A 1956-nucleotide genomic window follows, 5' to 3' on the forward strand; every position below is an offset into this window, starting at 1 on the left:
CAACTTCAAATGCAGGAGTGTATAGCGTAACAGTTACGAATGCCAATGGTTGTAGTGCCACAGCGACTACGTCAGTAGTGATTAATACTTTACCAACACCAACCGCAGGTTCAAATACACCAGTTTGTGTGGGTAAAACCTTAAACTTAACAGCCTCGGGAGGCACAAGCTATTCATGGTCAGGACCGAACTCATACAGTTCAACAAGTCAGAATCCAAGTATAAGTAATGTAACAGCAGCTAACGCTGGAGTTTACACAGTAACCGTAACGAATGCCAATGGTTGTAGTGCCACAGCTACTACTTTGGTAGTCATCAATGCCTTGCCAACCCCAACCGCAGGTTCAAATACACCAGTTTGTGTAGGACAAACATTGAACTTAACTTCATCAGGTGGCACAGGCTATTCATGGTCAGGACCAAATGCTTATACATCAAACAATCAAAATCCAAGTATTAGCAATGTAACAACGGCCGCAGCCGGAGTTTATACTGTAACAGTTACCAATGCCAATGGTTGTAGTGCCACAGCGACTACCTCAGTAGTCATTAATGCCTTACCAACCCCAACCGCAGGTTCAAACACACCTGTTTGCGTAGGTAAAACTTTGAACTTGACAGCATCAGGTGGTACAACCTATTCATGGGTAGGGCCAAATTCATACAGTTCAACCAATCAAAATCCAAGTATCAGCAACGTAACAGCGGCTAACGCCGGAGTTTATACAGTAACAGTTACCAATGCCAATGGCTGTAGTGCCACAGCAACTACTTCGGTAGTGATTAATGCTTTACCAGCACCAACTGCAGGTTCAAACACACCAGTTTGTGTAGGACAAACATTGAATCTGACAGTATCGGGTGGCGCTTCTTATTCATGGTCAGGGCCGAATTCATATACCTCAGCCAGTCAAAACCCAAGCATCAGCAATGTAACAGCAGCTAATGCAGGAGTTTATACAGTAACTGTAACTAATGCCAATGGTTGTAGTGCTACTGCCACTACTTCAGTAGTCATCAATACCTTGCCAACACCAACAATAGGTTCAAACACACCAGTTTGTGTAGGAAAAACATTGAATCTGACAGCATCAGGTGGAACTTCTTATTCATGGTCAGGACCAAACTCATATACTTCAACAAGCCAGAATCCAAGCATCAACAATGTAACAACTTCAAATGCAGGAGTGTATAGCGTAACAGTTACGAATGCCAATGGTTGTAGTGCCACAGCGACTACGTCAGTAGTGATTAATACTTTACCAACACCAACCGCAGGTTCAAATACACCAGTTTGTGTGGGTAAAACCTTAAACTTAACAGCCTCGGGAGGCACAAGCTATTCATGGTCAGGACCGAACTCATACAGTTCAACAAGTCAGAATCCAAGTATAAGTAATGTAACAGCAGCTAACGCTGGAGTTTACACAGTAACCGTAACGAATGCCAATGGTTGTAGTGCCACAGCTACTACTTTGGTAGTCATCAATGCCTTGCCAACCCCAACCGCAGGTTCAAATACACCAGTTTGTGTAGGACAAACATTGAACTTAACTTCATCAGGTGGCACAGGCTATTCATGGTCAGGACCAAATGCTTATACATCAAACAATCAAAATCCAAGTATTAGCAATGTAACAACGGCCGCAGCCGGAGTTTATACTGTAACAGTTACCAATGCCAATGGTTGTAGTGCCACAGCGACTACCTCAGTAGTCATTAATGCCTTACCAACCCCAACCGCAGGTTCAAACACACCTGTTTGCGTAGGTAAAACTTTGAACTTGACAGCATCAGGTGGTACAACCTATTCATGGGTAGGGCCAAATTCATACAGTTCAACCAATCAAAATCCAAGTATCAGCAACGTAACAGCGGCTAACGCCGGAGTTTATACAGTAACAGTTACCAATGCCAATGGCTGTAGTGCCACAGCAACTACTTCGGTAGTGATTA

Annotated in this window: 1 protein-coding gene; it reads left to right on the forward strand. The window is 43.6% G+C overall.

From position 1 onward, the window contains the following. A partial coding sequence (locus tag EWM59_RS28185; protein ID WP_374755964.1) for a beta strand repeat-containing protein occupies nt 1-1956 on the forward strand: 1956 nt, incomplete at both ends.

Source organism: Emticicia agri (assembly GCF_004168285.1).
Classification (GTDB): domain Bacteria; phylum Bacteroidota; class Bacteroidia; order Cytophagales; family Spirosomataceae; genus Emticicia; species Emticicia agri.